The sequence below is a fragment of the Flavobacterium sp. N502540 genome, assembly GCF_025947365.1.
GTDB lineage: Bacteria > Bacteroidota > Bacteroidia > Flavobacteriales > Flavobacteriaceae > Flavobacterium.
The window spans coordinates 586,369-603,304 of record NZ_CP110012.1; the positions used below are offsets into that span (position 1 = coordinate 586,369).

At 36.0% G+C, this 16,936-nt stretch carries 17 protein-coding genes; 12 read left to right on the forward strand and 5 right to left on the reverse strand.

The genetic code is table 11. The features are described from left to right. The first annotated feature begins 42 nt into the window (after window positions 1–42). The 11 genes from dnaA (at window position 43) to scpA (ending at window position 10,655) form a co-directional block, all read left to right on the forward strand. On the forward strand, window positions 43–1,470 hold the full coding sequence (dnaA, locus tag OLM58_RS02640; protein ID WP_017498620.1) for a chromosomal replication initiator protein DnaA: 1,428 nt from the start codon (window positions 43–45) through the stop codon (window positions 1,468–1,470). Window positions 1,471–1,479: 9 nt separating this feature from the next. After that, window positions 1,480–1,947, forward strand: a complete 468-nt coding sequence (locus OLM58_RS02645; protein WP_264531103.1) for a low molecular weight protein-tyrosine-phosphatase — start codon at window positions 1,480–1,482, stop codon at window positions 1,945–1,947. Between the two features lie 34 nt (window positions 1,948–1,981). Further along, complete coding sequence (locus OLM58_RS02650) at window positions 1,982–2,695, forward strand: SAM-dependent methyltransferase (RefSeq protein ID WP_089076556.1); 714 nt, start codon at window positions 1,982–1,984, stop codon at window positions 2,693–2,695. Window positions 2,696–2,715: 20 nt separating this feature from the next. Then, the gene (locus tag OLM58_RS02655) at window positions 2,716–3,132 is read left to right on the forward strand and encodes an energy transducer TonB (protein WP_264531104.1); all 417 of its coding nucleotides are present in this window, start codon (window positions 2,716–2,718) and stop codon (window positions 3,130–3,132) included. Between the two features lie 50 nt (window positions 3,133–3,182). Then, a complete protein-coding gene (locus OLM58_RS02660; protein WP_264531105.1) occupies window positions 3,183–4,310 on the forward strand; it encodes a methionine aminotransferase in 1,128 nt (375 codons plus the stop codon). 77 nt (window positions 4,311–4,387) lie between these two features. Beyond that, window positions 4,388–5,269: an SDR family oxidoreductase gene (locus OLM58_RS02665; protein ID WP_264531106.1), complete on the forward strand. Its 882-nt coding sequence runs from the start codon at window positions 4,388–4,390 to the stop codon at window positions 5,267–5,269. A gap of 218 nt (window positions 5,270–5,487) precedes the next feature. Then, window positions 5,488–6,096 (forward strand): uridine kinase, encoded by a 609-nt coding sequence (gene udk / locus OLM58_RS02670; protein ID WP_017498626.1) that lies wholly within the window; start codon window positions 5,488–5,490, stop codon window positions 6,094–6,096. A gap of 132 nt (window positions 6,097–6,228) precedes the next feature. Beyond that, complete coding sequence (locus OLM58_RS02675; protein ID WP_017498627.1) at window positions 6,229–6,561, forward strand: FtsB family cell division protein; 333 nt, start codon at window positions 6,229–6,231, stop codon at window positions 6,559–6,561. Window positions 6,562–6,577: 16 nt separating this feature from the next. Then, window positions 6,578–7,942: a methylmalonyl-CoA mutase subunit beta gene (locus OLM58_RS02680; protein ID WP_264531107.1), complete on the forward strand. Its 1,365-nt coding sequence runs from the start codon at window positions 6,578–6,580 to the stop codon at window positions 7,940–7,942. Window positions 7,943–7,986: 44 nt separating this feature from the next. Beyond that, entirely contained in the window at window positions 7,987–8,223 is a 237-nt protein-coding gene (locus OLM58_RS02685) for a hypothetical protein (RefSeq protein ID WP_264531108.1), read from the forward strand. 293 nt (window positions 8,224–8,516) lie between these two features. Then, window positions 8,517–10,655, forward strand: coding sequence for a methylmalonyl-CoA mutase (gene scpA / locus OLM58_RS02690; RefSeq protein ID WP_413614490.1), 2,139 nt, complete (start codon window positions 8,517–8,519; stop codon window positions 10,653–10,655). A gap of 357 nt (window positions 10,656–11,012) precedes the next feature. Here scpA and OLM58_RS02695 read toward each other — a convergent pair whose 3' ends face one another. The 5 genes from OLM58_RS02695 to dapF all read right to left on the reverse strand — a co-directional run bounded on the left by OLM58_RS02695 (window position 11,013) and on the right by dapF (window position 15,149). After that, a complete protein-coding gene (locus tag OLM58_RS02695; protein WP_264531109.1) occupies window positions 11,013–11,660 on the reverse strand; it encodes a peptidoglycan-binding protein LysM in 648 nt (215 codons plus the stop codon). 99 nt (window positions 11,661–11,759) lie between these two features. Then, window positions 11,760–12,680, reverse strand: coding sequence for a DUF2279 domain-containing protein (locus OLM58_RS02700; protein ID WP_413614491.1), 921 nt, complete (start codon window positions 12,678–12,680; stop codon window positions 11,760–11,762). Between the two features lie 2 nt (window positions 12,681–12,682). Further along, window positions 12,683–13,723, reverse strand: coding sequence for an endolytic transglycosylase MltG (gene mltG, locus OLM58_RS02705; protein ID WP_264531111.1), 1,041 nt, complete (start codon window positions 13,721–13,723; stop codon window positions 12,683–12,685). Between the two features lie 10 nt (window positions 13,724–13,733). Further along, on the reverse strand, window positions 13,734–14,267 hold the full coding sequence (locus OLM58_RS02710) for a GNAT family N-acetyltransferase (RefSeq protein ID WP_264531112.1): 534 nt from the start codon (window positions 14,265–14,267) through the stop codon (window positions 13,734–13,736). A 99-nt stretch (window positions 14,268–14,366) separates the two neighbouring features. Beyond that, window positions 14,367–15,149, reverse strand: a complete 783-nt coding sequence (gene dapF, locus OLM58_RS02715; protein WP_249966185.1) for a diaminopimelate epimerase — start codon at window positions 15,147–15,149, stop codon at window positions 14,367–14,369. Window positions 15,150–15,289: 140 nt separating this feature from the next. Here dapF and OLM58_RS02720 point away from each other — a divergent pair, with 140 nt between their 5' ends. Beyond that, complete coding sequence (locus OLM58_RS02720) at window positions 15,290–16,690, forward strand: trypsin-like peptidase domain-containing protein (RefSeq protein ID WP_264531113.1); 1,401 nt, start codon at window positions 15,290–15,292, stop codon at window positions 16,688–16,690. Window positions 16,691–16,936 lie beyond the last annotated feature (246 nt).

A 16,936-nucleotide genomic window follows, 5' to 3' on the forward strand; every position in this document is an offset into this window, starting at 1 on the left:
TAGGAGAATCTTTATCAATAATAAGAAAATTTATTTGAATCTATGACTAAAACTGCTCAATCGGTATGGGAAAACTGTTTGTCTTTTATAAAGGACAATATTCAAGATCAAGCATACAAAACTTGGTTTGAGCCAATCAAGTCAGTTGAACTAACCGATAACGCGTTATACATTCAAGTACCAAGTAAATTTTTCTACGAATGGCTCGAAGAGCATTACGTAAAATTATTGAAAGTTGCACTTACCAAAGAACTGGGAAAAAACGCAAAGTTACTCTATAAAATTAAAATGGAGAACACTTATGGAAATAAACAGCCATTCACCGAACAGCTGCCAAGTTCCAACAGAGTTCCAATGAAACCGCAAGAGGTTGATGCTCCGTTTAAAAACCTAAATCCTGAACTTAAGAATCCATTTGTAATTCCGGGAATCCGAAATTTAAAAATTGAATCTCAGTTAAATCCAAATTACAGTTTTGATAATTTCCTTGAAGGAGATTCAAACCGTTTAGCCCGTTCTGCAGGTATGGCAGTTGCCAACAAGCCTGGAGGAACTTCCTTTAATCCGTTATTGATTTTTGGAGGAGTTGGATTAGGAAAAACACACTTGGCACATGCTATAGGTGTGGAAGTAAAAGACAAATACCCTGAAAAAACGGTTTTATACATTTCTGCCGAAATTTTCACACAGCAATATATTGATTCTGTAAAAAAGAATAATCGTAATGATTTTATTCATTTTTATCAGTTAATCGATGTTTTAATTATTGACGACGTTCAGTTTTTATCCGGAAAATCAGGAACTCAGGATGTTTTCTTCCACATTTTCAATTATTTACATCAAAACGGAAAACAGGTAATCCTTACTTCTGACAAGGCACCTGTTGACATGCAGGATATCGAGCAGCGTTTATTATCCCGTTTCAAATGGGGTCTTTCTGCCGAGCTGCACCAACCGGATTACGAGACTCGTATCTCTATCTTAAAAAACATACTATATCGTGATGGTGTTGAAATGCCGGAAGATATTATTGAATATGTGGCACGTAACATTAAGAGTAACGTTAGAGAATTAGAGGGAGCTATTATTTCCTTAATTGCTCAGTCTTCATTCAATAAAAAAGAAGTTACTATTGAGTTAGCTAAAAGTGTCGTAGAGAAATTTGTTAAAAATGTAAAGAGAGAAATCTCTATCGATTATATTCAAAAAATTGTGTCTGATTATTTCCAGTTGGATGTTGAAACACTTCAATCTAAAACCCGAAAGAGGCACGTGGTACAGGCGAGACAATTGGCTATGTTTTTTGCAAAGAAATTCACAAAAGCTTCTTTGGCAAACATTGGCTCACAAATTGGAGATCGCGACCACGCCACCGTATTACACGCTTGCAAAACAGTTGACAATTTAGTTTCTACAGACAAACAATTCAAAAAATTTGTCGAAGACATCAACAAAAAACTAACGCTATAAACGCGCATCATGCCAGTAAAAATTTTAATGGTTTGTTTGGGAAACATTTGCAGATCCCCTTTAGCTGAAGGTATTTTAGCTTCAAAATTACCCAAAAATAATTTCATCGTTGACTCAGCCGGAACCGGATCCTGGCATGTAGGACACTCCCCTGATAAACGATCTATAGCAGTAGCCCAAAAAAATGGCCTGGACATTGGAAACCAAAAAGGAAGACAATTCAAACCTGCTGACTTCAATACTTTTGATTACATCTATGTGATGGATTCTTCTAACTATGACGACGTTATAAAACTGGCTCAGACTGAAGAACATAAAAACAAAGTCCGTCTGATTTTAGACGAATTATTTCCCGATGAAAACGTAGATGTTCCGGATCCATACTTTGGCGTTAGCAACGGATTTGAAAATGTATATCAAATGTTAGACGAAGTAACCGATATCATCTCGAAGAAACTTATCGAAAAACATTTATAAGTTCTTCTTTTCCTAACAAAATAAAAAGACATCTATGAAACTCCTGGGAAAACTATACTTAATTCCAACAACAATGGGCGAAAGCGACCCTATGGATGTTTTACCTCAAACTGTCAAAAGAAGTATCGATTTTATAGATCACTATATCGTTGAAAACGAAAAAACGGCCCGTAAATCCATAAAAGCTGTCTCGCCGGAAAAAAAACAATCAGAACTGATTCTTTTTACCCTTAATAAACGTACAGAAACAAGCGAACATTTAGACTTCATCAAACCTTTGCTGGAAGGAAAAAACGTTGGATTAATGAGTGAAGCCGGCTGTCCCGGTGTTGCTGATCCCGGTGCCGTAATTGTAAAACTGGCACATGAAAAAGGAATTCAGGTGGTACCTTTAGTGGGCCCATCTTCTATTTTATTGGCCATGATGGCATCCGGAATGAACGGACAAAGTTTCACTTTCAATGGCTATTTACCTATTGATAAAGACGAAAAAAAATCAGCAATTCGTCATTTCGAAAGATTATCACAAGATAAAAACCAATCACAGCTTTTTATTGAAACTCCGTATAGAAACAACAAACTAATCGAAGATCTTTTACAGATTTTAAATCCGTCAACACATCTTTGTATTGCAACAGATATTACTTTACCAACAGAATTCATTAAAACAATGCGGGTTTCTGATTGGAAAAAACTAAAAATAGATATCGACAAACGCCCTACCATTTTTATTATTCATAAAATGTAAACTATTAAACCGTATTCGTAATGAAAAAGTTTCTTCTTCTACTCCTGATCTGCTTTACCCAAATTACATTTTCGCAAACCAATAAAGAATCTGAAAAAACAACAGCAAGTTCAATTTCGAATGACGATACTGTTTATGATCTCAAAGGAATAGAGGTAAAACCCGAATACCCTGGCGGTGTCACTGAATTCAATTCCTTCCTCAACAGAAATTTTATAAAACCTGTTGAAAAACCAACTCTAAAAGGAAAAATCTACTTCACCTTTATCATCGAAAAAGACGGTTCTGTTAGTGATATAAAGATTATAAGAGATCTTGGTTTCAAAACCGGAGATGAAGCAACGCGTGTTTTAAAGTCTGCTGCAAAATGGAAGCCCGGTAAACATAAAGAAAAAGAAGTAAGAACCTTGAATACAGGCGCAATAACTATAACTTAGACAAGATTCATCTGTATCACTCACAAGTTTTCCCCTAATCAAACTTTATCATGAGTAAACTTCCCAATGTAACCACCAGTATTTTTACGGTCATGTCTAAAATGGCATCGAAATACAACGCCATAAATCTTTCACAAGGATTTCCGAATTTCCCTGTTGATGAAAGATTGACCGATATCATTGCGAGATTAGCAAAAGAAAACGTGCATCAATATACCCCAATGGCAGGATTCCCTCCATTGATGGAACAAATAGCACAATTGGTTCAAAAATCCTATGGCCGAACCATTCTACCAGAAACCGAAATCCTGGTAACAGCGGGGGCCACTCAGGGAATTTTCACTACAATTTTGGCTTTGGTCAAAACCGGTGATGAAGTCATCATCCTGGATCCGAGCTACGATTCGTATGAATCTCCTGTTTTATTGTGCAACGCAAAACCTGTTCGCGTCGCTTTAAACGATGATTACACCCCAAACTGGGAAACAATAGAAAAAGCCTGTTCTTCAAAAACGAAGATGATTATCATCAACAATCCGCACAATCCAACAGGTAAAATTTTAACTCAGGATGATTTTTCTCACCTGGAGAGATTATTATCCAAACATCCTGATCTTCTTGTTCTGTCTGATGAAGTTTACGAATACATTACTTTTGAAGAAAAACACATTTCGGCACATACTAAAGATTTTCTTTTAAACCGTTGTATCATGGTTTCTTCTTTTGGAAAATCATTTCATATTACTGGATGGAAAATTGGCTACACCGTCGCTCCGGAACATTTAATGAAGGAAATTAAAAAAGTACATCAGTTTCTGGTTTTTAGTGTGAATAGCATTTCACAGGCTGCCATCAGTCAATATTTGGAGATTGTTGATGTCAATTTACTTGGAAAGTTCTATCAGGAAAAAAGGGATTATTTTCAAAAACTACTTCAAAATAGCCGGTTTGAATTGAAACCTTGCGAAGGAACTTATTTTCAGGTGGCTTCTTATGCTACTATTTCAGCCGATGACGATGTTACTTTCTGTAAAAAATTAATCACAGAACATAGTGTCGCCGCAATTCCGATTTCTACTTTTTATTCCGACCACAAAGATCAAAAGCTGATTCGCTTTTGCTTTGCTAAAGACAATTACACACTGGAAGCAGCCGCAAAAAAATTAGGCGATATTTAAAGTTTATTAAAATTTTATAACATTATTATGCGTGCATCCTATTTATTTAATTAATATTGTAATAAAAAGAAATACATATGAGCTATACAGATAAAATGTTAAGAGATGATGCTTTAAAAGGCAAAGTCATTGTTGTTACAGGTGGAGGAAGCGGTTTAGGAAAAGCCATGACCAAATACTTTTTAGAATTAGGGGCTCAGGTAGCCATTACTTCAAGAGATTTAGAAAAACTTAAAAACACTGCCACTGAACTTGAGACTGAAACCGGAGGAAAATGTTTACCGCTTCAATGTGACGTTCGTCATTACGAAGAAGTGGAGAACATGCTTCAGGAAGTTTTAAAAACTTTTGGAAAAGTAGATGTTCTTTTGAACAATGCAGCCGGAAATTTCATCTCACCAACAGAACGTTTATCTGCGAATGCTTTTGATACCGTTATTGATATTGTACTAAAAGGTACAAAAAACTGTACACTTGCCTTTGGAAAACATTGGATTGACACCAAACAAGCCTCTGCTACGATTTTAAATATTGTTACAACTTATGCCTGGACAGGTTCGGCCTATGTTGTACCAAGTGCAACCGCAAAAGCGGGAGTACTGGCGATGACTCGTAGTTTGGCCGTTGAATGGGCAAAATACGGAATTCGTTCTAACGCAATTGCTCCGGGACCATTCCCAACAAAAGGAGCCTGGGATCGATTATTACCGGGAGATCTTGCCGAAAAATTCGATATGGCTAAAAAAGTACCTTTAAAACGTGTAGGTGATCATCAGGAATTGGCTAATCTGGCAGCTTATTTAGTTTCAGATTTTTCAGCTTATGTAAATGGAGACGTTATTACAATTGATGGTGGAGAGTGGTTAAAAGGTGCCGGACAGTTTAATTTACTGGAAGCAATCCCGGAAGAACTTTGGGATCAGCTTGAAATGATGATTAAAGCAAAAAAGAATAAATAATTACAAGTGCTTACTAAATTCAGAATATTTTATTAAAACTATACTGATTGCACCAAATCCCGATGGCATTGCTATCGGGATTTTTTTTACATAATTCCTGTAATCCTTTCGAAACCTTAGTTAAACTTATCCGCATAAATTCAATTTTAAAGTTCGGATACCATTATGAATCCACTTAAATTATTATTTTTGCCGAACAAATATATAACACAAATTTTATGCTCATTATTGGACTTGCAGGAGGAACAGGAAGTGGAAAAACAACAGTAGTACACCAAATCATGAATGAATTACCGGACACAGAAGTGGGTGTAATTTCTCAGGATTCGTATTATAAAGAGACTAACAATTTGTCATTTGACGAAAGAGCATTAATCAATTTTGACCACCCGCGTGCGATCGATTTTGAATTACTGGTAAAACACCTTAAAGCGTTAAAAGCAGGTGAAACCATAGACCAGCCTGTATATTCATTCATACAGCACAACAGAACCGACGATACGGTTTCAACTCACCCAAGAAAAGTAATGATTGTTGAAGGAATTTTAATTCTGACCAATCCGGAATTACGTGATCTTTTTGACATCAAAATTTTTGTTCATGCCGATTCAGACGAAAGATTAATCCGTCGTTTAAAAAGAGACATTTCAGAACGCGGACGTGATATTGACGAGGTTTTAACACGTTATCAAAATACCTTAAAGCCAATGCACGAACAGTTTATAGAACCTTCTAAGGCTTTCGCCGACATTATAATTCCAAACGACAAATACAATACCGTGGCCATTGATGTAGTCCGGGCTGTAATTAATCAACGAATTTTATAATTTTTATTGTAAATTTAATGCATCAAACTTAGAAGATCCATTTCACCTTTTGTGCCTGACAATGGCACAAAAGGATTATCACTTCTATCAAAACCAAAACATCAATCGAAATTATAAAACGCAATCGGTTAAATGAAAATAAAAAACCCATATAAAGACAAAAAATGGTTTAAACTCCTGGGCAACAAATACGTTTGGGTGTTGCTCTTTTTTGTCATATGGATGTTATTCTTAGATAATTATTCTTATTTTGATCATCGTTTTCTGGACAACCAGATTCATGAATTACAAGACAATAAAAAATACTATCAGGACGAAATAAAAAAAGATCAGGAACAGATCAAACAGCTCAAAAATCCTGAACAAATTGAAAAATATGCACGCGAAAAGTACTTTATGAAAAAAGACAGCGAAGATATTTACATCATACATTTTGAAGGAGATACCATTCAAGATAAAGAATAACCCGAAAAAATACGCAATGGCCACTACCCTGTTCGACGATTTTAGTCCAATTTCATCCAAACAATGGAAACAAAAAATTCAGTTTGAATTAGATGGAGCCGATTACAACCAAACTGTAATTTGGAATTCTCCCGAAGACATTCAGGTAAAACCATTTTACCACATTGATGAATTTACAAAGGCCGCAACGGTAAAAACTCAGGCATCCAACTTTAAAATTTGCCAGAACATTTTTGTTTATGATATTGATAAATCAATTCAGAGAGCCATCAATACACTCGAAAGAGGCGCTGAAAGCCTGCGTTTCACAATTGAAGACAAAACCATTGATGTTCAAAAATTACTGGAAACACTTCCTTTAGAAAATAGAATTGTTTACTTTAATTTGAACTTTATTTCAATCGATTTCGTAAAACTATTGGATCAGATTTCAATTCAGAAGAAAGCCACTTTTTATTGCAATACTGATCCTATTGGACAATTGGCAAGAGAAGGAAACTGGTTTTCTACAGCAGATAAAAATAATTTTGAAACGCTGGAAAAAATTTCAAAAGCAACAACCAATATTTCATTTTTAAGTATCGACTCGGGTTTGTATCAAAATGCGGGTGCTACAATCACGCAGCAAATTGCTTATAGCCTGGCTCATGCCAATGAATATTTGAACCGCTTTCCGAATGCTTTAAAACCAATTCTTTTTGAAGTCTCAGTAGGAACTAATTATTTCTTTGAAATTGCTAAACTTCGTGCATTGCGCATGCTTTTCAAATTAATCGCTGCTGAATATAATCCTGACTTAGAATGTCATTTATTAGTAACTCCTACCAAACGAAATAAAACGATTTACGATTACAATGTTAACATGTTGCGTACAACCACAGAATGCATGTCGGCCATTTTAGGCGGTGCAGATGCTGTAGCCAACCTTCCTTACGATTCTTTGTATCATAAAGACAATGAATTTGGTGATCGTATTGCCCGCAATCAATTACTGATTTTAAAACACGAAAGTTACTTTGACAAGGTTGATAATCCGGCAGACGGAAGTTATTACATTGAAAGCCTGACGATGCAGCTGGCCGAAAAAAGCTTAACGCTGTTTAAAGACATTGAAGCAAATGGAGGATTCTTAAAACTTTTAAATGACGGAACGATCAAGAAGAAAATTCAGGAAAGTGCCGCAAAAGAACAGGAATTATTCGATTCTAAAAAAGAAATTCTGTTAGGCACCAACAAGCATCCGAACAAAGAAGACAAAATGAAACATGATTTAGAACTGTTTCCTTTCGTAAAAATAAAACCGAGAAAAACATTAATTACTCCAATAATAGAAAAAAGATTAGCCGAAAAACTGGAGCAGGAGCGATTGGAGCTAGAATGAAATTAATTTCAAATAACTATATTTGAGTATAAATCAAAATAATTATGGAAGCGATCAGACAAATACTATCCGTTAAAAATCATTCTGTAACCGTAATTCTACCGGAGGATTTTGTAGCAAATGAAGTTGAAGTAATTATTTTACCGGTACAGCATGATGACTATAAAATTCCACAATGGCAAATTGATCAGGTTAGGGAAAGAACCGAAAACTATTTAAAAAATCCTGACAATGTCTCTGACATTGATGATTTTTTAAAAGAAATCGAAAATGATCTATAAAGTAGTCATTATTGAAGAGACAAAAGCAGATTATAAAAATTCCTTGCTTTATTATAAAAATATACATCCAAAATTAGGCAACAGATTCAATGACTCCTTTAAAAAGAGTATCTCAATCCTTAAAAGTAACCCATTATCTTTTCAGATTAGATATGACAATATTCGCATCCTATTTTTAAAAACGTTTCCATACGCGACATTATTCTATTTATAAAAACAGCATCGTAATTAAATCTATTTTTCACACATCTAGAGATAATGAATTAAACTTATTTTAAATAACATTTTTACAATTGAGAAAAGACCTTACACATATTAAGTTAGATTTTAACCGTAAAAAGTTAGACGAACTGGCGCATAACTCAGAACCTGTAACTCAAAACTTCACCACGGCAGAAGGAATTGAACTCAAAAAAAGATATTCTGAAAAGGATCTTGAAGATTTAGAATTTCTTGATTTTGGAGCCGGGTTTGCACCCAACTTGCGCGGACCTTACGCGACCATGTATGTAAGACGTCCGTGGACGATTCGTCAATATGCCGGATTTTCGACCGCTGAGGAAAGTAATGCTTTTTACAGAAGAAATTTGGCTGCGGGACAAAAAGGACTTTCGATTGCCTTCGATTTGCCCACTCATCGTGGTTACGATTCCGATCATGAAAGAGTAGTTGGTGATGTTGGAAAAGCCGGCGTAGCCATCGATTCTGTCGAAGACATGAAAATACTGTTCGATCAGATTCCACTTGATGAAATGTCGGTTTCAATGACTATGAATGGAGCCGTTTTACCTATTATGGCTTTTTATATCGTTGCAGCAGAAGAACAGGGCGTACCGATTGGGAAATTATCCGGAACCATTCAAAATGATATTCTGAAAGAGTTCATGGTACGTAATACTTATATCTACCCTCCGACTCCTTCGATGAAGATCATTGCTGATATCTTCGAATTTACGAGTCAAAAAATGCCTAAATTCAACTCTATTTCAATTTCAGGATACCACATGCAGGAAGCGGGTGCCACTGCCGATATTGAATTGGCCTATACCTTAGCCGACGGTCTGGAGTACATTCGAACCGGTCTCTCTACCGGAATGAGTATTGATGACTTTGCTCCCCGATTGTCTTTCTTTTGGGCTATCGGAATGAATCATTTTATGGAAATTGCCAAAATGAGAGCAGGTCGAATGATCTGGGCAAAACTAGTGCAGCAATTCAATCCCAAAAGTGATAAATCTTTGGCGCTAAGAACCCATTGTCAGACTAGTGGATGGAGTTTAACCGAACAAGATCCGTTTAATAATGTTGCCAGAACCTGTATCGAAGCCACGGCAGCTGCTTTTGGAGGAACACAATCCTTGCACACAAACGCATTAGACGAGGCTATTGCTTTGCCTACTGACTTCTCGGCAAGAATCGCCCGTAATACACAGATCTTTTTACAGGAAGAAACTAAAATTACCAAAACGGTTGATCCTTGGGGAGGGAGTTATTACGTGGAAAATTTAACCGATGAAATTCTCAAAAGCACCTGGAAACTTATAGAAGAAGTGGAAGAATTAGGCGGGATGACAAAAGCTATTGAAGCGGGAATTCCGAAATTAAGAATCGAAGAAGCTGCGGCAAGAAAACAGGCCAGAATAGACAGCGGACAAGATATAATTGTCGGTGTAAATCAATACCGATTAGAAAAAGAAGATCCTCTACACATTCTGGATGTTGACAACCAAATGGTTCGCAAGCAGCAGGTGGATCAACTTCAAAAAATTAAAGAAACCAGAGATACTGAAAAAGTAAATCAATCACTCGAAAAATTAATTCATTGTGCAAAGACCGGAGAAGGTAACTTACTCGCAATCGCAATTGAAGCAGCCCGAAACAGAGCGACTTTAGGAGAGATTAGCGATGCCCTTGAAAGTGTATTCGGCAGATTCAAAGCACAAATTAAATCCTTTAGCGGTGTGTATAGTGCAGCAATAAAAAATGATGAGAATTTTGAAAAGGCAAAACAATTAGCTGATGCCTTTGCCAGACAAGAAGGAAGACGTCCCAGAATTATGATTGCTAAAATGGGACAAGACGGACATGACCGAGGTGCAAAAGTAGTTGCAACAGGTTATGCCGATGTAGGTTTCGACGTAGACATAGGTCCACTCTTCCAGACTCCTGCCGAAGCTGCCAAACAAGCGGTTGAAAATGACGTTCACATCTTAGGCGTTTCTTCACTTGCTGCCGGACATAAAACTTTAGTCCCTCAGGTGATTGAAGAACTTAAAAAACACGGCCGCGAAGATATTATGGTCATTGTAGGAGGAGTAATTCCTGCTCAGGATTACCAATTTCTTTTTGATGCCGGAGCAGTAGCAGTCTTTGGTCCCGGAACAAAAATTAGTGAAGCGGCCATTAAAATCTTAGAAATTTTAATTGATTAGAAGATAAATTCATTACAAGAGAGGCAATTGCCTCTCTTTTTTTATTCCGCATTCTCCCATCAACAAAAAACCCTTCAATCTTTATCAGCCCCCTATTGTTGGATTCCTATTATCAGACTTCTATTGTCATTTCGACGAAGGAGAAATCACACAAGCCATTCTACAAAGAAATTCCATAAACAAACTCTGCAAACAAGTTACCAATCTTTGTCGAGCTGCGTTTGTGATTTCTCCTTCGTCGAAATGACAAACAAGCGGCAATTCACATCTTAAAATCTCGATGACCCTTACTAATTAAAAAAGGCCATAAAAAAACCCGCTTTTTACAGCAGGTTTTTCTATAAAGTTTACACCTTCTTAATTGTGTACTGTAGCATTACTATCTGCTTCAATATAAGATAAATCATAACCTCCAAAGGCTTTAAGGTAACTTTTTAAAGAAGTTCCGTAGGCATCTCTAAAATGTTGACCTCCTTTGTTCTTAAAAAAGTTTTTAACGGAACCTGCACCACCAAGATGAGCAGCGGCTAAAATACCAGACTCTGTAATTTCAACACCGTTAATAATTTTCCCTTCATACTTCTCGATCTCATTGCGTAAAATCCATTTGTTTTTAGACAATAACACTAGAAATGCTTTTTCCTGTAAGGCAGGGTCTTTTAAAAAGGCTTTGTTGTTTTGAACACCAATAGCTCTCAGTGCCTGAGTCCCAAATTGATATTTCCCCATATAACCTAACGAATTTACCAAACGATATTTCCCTTGAGATTCCTTAAAAGCTACTGCTTCTTTGAATCCAATTAGGCGTTTTCCGGTAAATGGGGTGTTTAATTTGTGTAAGGTAGGATAATCATCCTCTTGCTGTGATGGAAATACGTATTCAGATCCATCTGTTTTTTCTATTAGAAACCACGGTTTGGTTTCCAGATTAAAGGGTTTAAAACCCAAAGTCAAAAATGTAATAATAACGATCAAACTCGCATAAAAATACCACTTCTTTATCATAAATTGTTTTTCTTCAAAACGCTGTCACCTTTTTGAAATTTCTACGGTGCAAAGGTAATAAAAAACAAATTATGCTGACAATCAATAAGTTAGCTTTTTCTAAAAATAGAAGGCATGCGCTTTAAGCCCTTTATTGGCGGAGTATTCGAGAGTTGGCGCCGGAATTTTTATCGTGTTAAAAATGGAAAAAATTGTCTTTAAAAAATGTGATTTTGTTTCAATTTTCGCCAAATTCACGTCAAAACTAAGATAAATCTGACGAAATCTTTTCGGGTTTTGTGTGAAATCAGGATTATCATTTTGTAAATTTCCGGTTAACATTCCATCCGCTCCATACCCAAAAGCTACATTTAACCACTTTGGAATTTTACTCTCTTTCGCGAAAGAATGAAGATTTACAGAGAGCCAATAAGTTTGACCATTATAATCTTTCAAAAGCTGTTCATTTAACGAACTTCCCAATACTTTAGGTCTTAAATTCGCATATTGTGTAGTATGAAAAGAAAATTTTGGAACAATACGCTGTTCTTTCCAAAGTAATTCCTGAGAAACATATAAGGCAGTACCAGTAGCATTAGCAATAACATCTCCTGAAGAAGCACCCCATTCTGATGAAAATCCATCCAATACTTCGACAGCCGTCAAAAAGGCAAAGCCAAAACCTGCACCGTAAATTAATTGTTTTTTTTGATCGGCTCCACTCCATTTCATCATTTCAGCACCAAATCTTCCTAAGTGATAGGCCGAATACATATGCCCCACCTTATCCATTTGAAGCCATTCGTTATTATCATTTATAAAGTGGAAATTAGAACGAGGATAATCAGCGTACCAAAGCTGATTCAAACCTAGTAAAGTTACCGAAGCCAGAGTAGCTTCGGTAATTATGACTGTATTTTGTCTTTTTTTATTTAAGGTATCCGAGGGCGTTAAAAAACTTTCAACCCTGCTTTGAGCGTTCACAGAAAAAACACTCAAGACCCCTAAAACCGATAAAAAAAATATGCTTTTTAAATTCAAAACTATCTTGTTACGCCCTGACTGGCAATCCAGTCTGAATATTTTTTTGCATTTACATTGTGTTCTGCCAAAGTAGCAGCGAATTCATGGTATCCGAAACGTTCAACGCTCGCACAAAAATAAATATAATCGTTTTTCTCCGGGTTTAAAACAGCATCAAGGGCTGTAATATCAGGCATTGCAATTGGTCCCGGGGGAAGTCCGATATTCACGTAAGTATTGTAAGGCGATTTCATGATCAAATCGTTGTAAAAAACTCTTTTGATTACCTGATCGAAATTATTGTCTCTGAGTTTTAAAGCGTAAATTACCGTTGGATCAGCCTGTAATGGCATTTCTAAACGCAAACGGTTCAAATAAACACCTGCAATACGAGGTCTTTCATCTTTCTTTACTGACTCTTTATGAACGATGGAAGCCAAAATAGTAACCTGAACCGGAGTTAATCCTTGCTTTTTTGCTTTTTCGATTCTCTCGGCAGTCCAAAAATTGTGGTATTCTTTGATCATTTTATCACGAAACTTCTCTGCCGAAGTATTCCAGTAGATTTCATAAGTATTCGGAATAAACATAGCAAAAACGTTCTCTTCATTAAAACCATTTGCAGCTAAAAATCTCGGATCTCTAAAGGCTTTCAATAGCGATAAACTGTCCGCTTCGATTTCAGAACCCACTCTTCCTGCAAAATTCTCCAGACGTTCCTGATTATTAAAAGCTAATTTTACAGGAACATTAGAACGCATAGCACGAACCAAATCTATATTATTCATGTCTTTTTTTAGCAAAAAACGACCCGATTTCACATTCTCAGGATAACTTCTTTTACTGGCCACCATCTCGAAATCTTCAAAATTCTTGATATAAGGCTCTAATATTTTTTTAACATCGGTATAATTTGCTCCTGTCGGAACATACACGTACAATTCTTTCTCTTCGAATTTAGTATTGGCGCTGAAGATTTTACTAATCAAAATAAATCCGTAAACCAATAAAACTGAAATTACGGCAACAGCAGTTAACGTGATGATTTTTTTTATGCTCAAAGTTTTAAATTTAAATGTGTTTATTAATTAACTGAAACATTGCTTCGTCCTGATAGCGGTTATGGAGCAAAACCCAGTCCTTCTTAATTCCTATTTTCTCAAAGCCAAATTTAGTAAAAAGAGCTACACTTGCTGCATTTCCCATAGCAATATTTGCATATAATTGATGCAAATTTAAATGGTGAAATGAATACTTAATTAAAAGTTCTAATGCCTCAGATCCAACTTTTTGATTTCTGTTTTCGTCTTTTTGAATGACTATCCCAATGCCTGCTCTGTTATTCTTCGGATCAAATTCGAACAAATCAATTAATCCGATCGCCGGAAAGTCCTGATCCTGACAGATCGCCAAACGCAATTGCTTGGCCTCATAAATATCCTGCTGTGCATTTTCGAGATACTGGCGGATCAAAAACCTGCTGTAAGGCGTTTGGGTGTTACTGACTTCCCAAATGCTCTCATCATTCTCCATGGCATACACAAACTCCAGATCGTCAGGTTCCAGTGCCCGCAAATAAATTGAATCGCCTTTGAGTGTTATCATTTGATTTTAGATTGTAGCTATTTAGATTGCTGATTCTTGACACTTCATCTCTGGTTTTTAATACCAATTGACTTCGTTGTAACTGATCGCAATTTTTAATTAAATTTCGATCGTTCCTTTAAAAACGAATTTGGCTGGCCCGGTTAAAAAAACATTGGTAAAATGTTCGTCTGACTTATCAAAAGAAACCACCAATTTTCCGCCTTCAACATTCAGATGAATTGACGTTTTATCTGTTAAACCAATAGCGTTCATTGCAATTGCCACTGCCGTTGCTCCGGTTCCGCAAGCCAAAGTTTCATCTTCAACGCCTCTTTCATAAGTACGCAATGAAAAAGTACTATCGTCTACTTTTTTCACAAAATTAACGTTACTTCCTTTTTCACCATATAATTCGCCATAACGAATTGCAGCACCATTTTCTTTCACATTATAATGTTCTAAATCCTCTACAAGCTGCACATGATGTGGTGACCCCGTATTTAAGAACGTATAAGAGTCGTATTTTTTTACTTCATCCACATCAATCATTTGCAAAGAAATAATAGCATCCTCTCCAACCGAAGCATGATGTAATCCATCTGTTGCAATAAAGGTCGTTTTGTCGTCAATAACCCCCAACTGATTGGCAAAAGCAACCAGACAACGGCCGCCATTTCCGCACATCGAACTTTGGTTTCCGTCTGAATTATAATAGACCATTCTGAAGTCAGTTTCAGTATCATTTTCGAGTAAGATAAGTCCGTCCGCACCTATCCCGAAACGTCTGTCGCACAGTCGCTCAATCAATTTAATATTATCTTTTGGAAAGAACTCTGAACGGTTGTCAATCATAACAAAATCGTTCCCGGTACCCTGATATTTATAAAATTCTATTTGCATTTTTTTTACATTAACTGACACAAAAGTACGAACAAATAATTAATGAAATGTTAATCATTGTTAAAGAGCGTTAAACCATTTTATCAGATAATTTTTTGAAGTATTTTTACGTTAAAATAACCAATAATATAAACTGTAATATGAAAAGATTTTCAACCTTATTTTTAGTTTCACTACTTAGTGGTGCGACTACCCTTGGTGCTTACAAATTATTATTTGAAAGCAGCAATTCTTTTTTTGGAAGAGGAAATTCTGTTGTTACTCTTGCCCCAAACTCATTTGGAAGAAACGTAGCACTATCTGCTGAAACGGTTGATTTTACAGCGGCCGCAGACAAAACCATTCACACTGTTGTTCACGTAAAAAATGTCTCGCGAAGAACCGTCAGCAATCCTATGATGGAATTTTTCTACGGTTATGGAGGTCAACAACAACAGGAGCAGGTTGGAACCGGATCGGGAGTTATTATTTCGGAAGACGGATACATTGTAACCAACAATCACGTGATTAAAGATGCTACAGAAATCGAAATTACCTTAAACAATAAAAAATCATACAAAGCTAAATTAATAGGTACTGATTCTAAAATGGACATCGCTTTACTGAAAATTAATGCTGATGAAAAATTGCCTTATACCGCTTTTGCCAATTCTGATTCTGTAAAAATCGGAGAATGGGTTTTGGCAGTAGGAAATCCGTATAATTTAACGTCTACGGTTACTGCCGGAATTGTTTCGGCAAAAGCCCGAAATCTGGATACTAACGGAATTCAATCTTTCATTCAGACAGATGCGGCTGTAAACCCAGGAAATAGTGGTGGTGCATTAGTAAACACCAGAGGTGAGTTGATTGGCATCAATACAATGATCTCCTCTATGACCGGCTCTTATGTTGGATATTCGTTTGCCGTTCCGTCTAATATTGCCCGAAAAATAATCGAAGACATTATGGAATTCGGAAATGTACAAAGAGGTATTTTGGGTGTTGAAGGTGGTGAATTAAACAGTACCGCTTCTAAAGAATTAGGAATTACCGAAACACAAGGTTTCTACATTAGCAAAGTTTCTAAAAACTCCGGAGCCGAAAAAGCAGGATTGGGTAAAGGAGATATTATTATAAAACTTGACGACCAGAACATTGCCACTTATGCAGATCTGTCCGGTTATATTAATACCAAACGTCCAAATGATGTTGTAAAAGTGACCTATATTAAAGATGGAAAAACAAAAATAGTTCCGGTAACTTTAAGTAAAAATGAATTTTTTAGTACTGAATTTAAAGGAATTGAGCTGGAAAACATCGATGCCTCCGATAAAAAGAAATTTAAAATTGATTATGGTGTAAAAATCAGAAGCATCACTAACGAAAACTTAATGCAGTATCAAAATGAGCTTCAAGGCAATATTATCTTAAGTATTGATAATGTAAAAGCAACCAACATTGAAACTGTTTCTAAACTTTTAAACAATAAAAATGACGGACAAAGTGTGCGTCTTGAAATGATCAGTAAGTCGGGAGAAATTCTCAGAATTATTATTTAAGTCTCTCTTTACAGTCTCAGCTTTCAGTCTCAGTTTACAGTCATAGTTTTCTTTTTTTACACTGAAAACTGAAAACTGCGACTGAAAACTCCTAAAAAAGTCATCTTAGAAATAAGGTGACTTTTTTGTTTTCCTTCACAAATGAGCTCCCATTTTCATTATCATAAGCTCAATTTTTAACTAATTGGGAAAAATTATTTTTTATATAAATTTCAAAAATAAATCATAAAACAGTTTACGAAATCG

Excerpts from the sequence above, each read along its gene's own strand:
- OLM58_RS02710 (WP_264531112.1), bottom strand. The coding sequence starts at position 14,267 with ATGATAACACTCAAAGGCGATTCAATTTATTTGCGGGCACTGGAACCT.
- udk (WP_017498626.1), top strand. The coding sequence starts at position 5,488 with ATGCTCATTATTGGACTTGCAGGAGGAACAGGAAGTGGAAAAACAACA.
- OLM58_RS02655 (WP_264531104.1), top strand. The coding sequence starts at position 2,716 with ATGAAAAAGTTTCTTCTTCTACTCCTGATCTGCTTTACCCAAATTACA.
- OLM58_RS02695 (WP_264531109.1), bottom strand. The coding sequence starts at position 11,660 with ATGATAAAGAAGTGGTATTTTTATGCGAGTTTGATCGTTATTATTACA.
- OLM58_RS02720 (WP_264531113.1), top strand. The coding sequence starts at position 15,290 with ATGAAAAGATTTTCAACCTTATTTTTAGTTTCACTACTTAGTGGTGCG.
- OLM58_RS02680 (WP_264531107.1), top strand. The coding sequence starts at position 6,578 with ATGGCCACTACCCTGTTCGACGATTTTAGTCCAATTTCATCCAAACAA.
- OLM58_RS02650 (WP_089076556.1), top strand. The coding sequence starts at position 1,982 with ATGAAACTCCTGGGAAAACTATACTTAATTCCAACAACAATGGGCGAA.
- dnaA (WP_017498620.1), top strand. The coding sequence starts at position 43 with ATGACTAAAACTGCTCAATCGGTATGGGAAAACTGTTTGTCTTTTATA.
- OLM58_RS02645 (WP_264531103.1), top strand. The coding sequence starts at position 1,480 with ATGCCAGTAAAAATTTTAATGGTTTGTTTGGGAAACATTTGCAGATCC.
- OLM58_RS02660 (WP_264531105.1), top strand. The coding sequence starts at position 3,183 with ATGAGTAAACTTCCCAATGTAACCACCAGTATTTTTACGGTCATGTCT.
- OLM58_RS02665 (WP_264531106.1), top strand. The coding sequence starts at position 4,388 with ATGAGCTATACAGATAAAATGTTAAGAGATGATGCTTTAAAAGGCAAA.
- OLM58_RS02675 (WP_017498627.1), top strand. The coding sequence starts at position 6,229 with ATGAAAATAAAAAACCCATATAAAGACAAAAAATGGTTTAAACTCCTG.
- OLM58_RS02685 (WP_264531108.1), top strand. The coding sequence starts at position 7,987 with ATGGAAGCGATCAGACAAATACTATCCGTTAAAAATCATTCTGTAACC.
- dapF (WP_249966185.1), bottom strand. The coding sequence starts at position 15,149 with ATGCAAATAGAATTTTATAAATATCAGGGTACCGGGAACGATTTTGTT.